Origin of the sequence: Deinococcus alpinitundrae (assembly GCF_009982895.1) — a bacterium.
GTDB classification, from domain to species: Bacteria; Deinococcota; Deinococci; order Deinococcales; family Deinococcaceae; genus Deinococcus; species Deinococcus alpinitundrae.
The window spans coordinates 1-256 of the sequence record NZ_WXZL01000357.1 but is presented as its reverse complement, the minus strand read 5'-3'; the positions used below and the strand labels follow the sequence as shown (position 1 = coordinate 256).

General features: G+C 36.3%; 1 protein-coding gene. It reads right to left on the bottom strand.

Annotated elements, in window-relative coordinates:
- On the bottom strand, positions 1-256 hold a 256-nt coding region (locus GUI70_RS25955), incomplete at both ends, for a hypothetical protein (RefSeq protein ID WP_202630623.1).

Below are 256 nucleotides of genomic sequence, written 5' to 3'. Positions count from 1 at the left end.
ACGATTACACGTTCTGCACCATTGATAACGAACGTACCTGTATCAGTCATTAATGGGAAATCACCCATAAAGACTTCTTGTTCTTTAACTTCTCCTGTTTCTTTAATGATTAGACGCACTTTTACACGAAGAGGTGCAGCATAAGTAGCGTCACGGTTTTTAGATTCTTCTAAATCATATTTTGGTTCTCCTAAACGGTAATCCACAAACTCTAATGACAAATTACCAGTAAAATCTTCAATTGGAGAAATGTCTC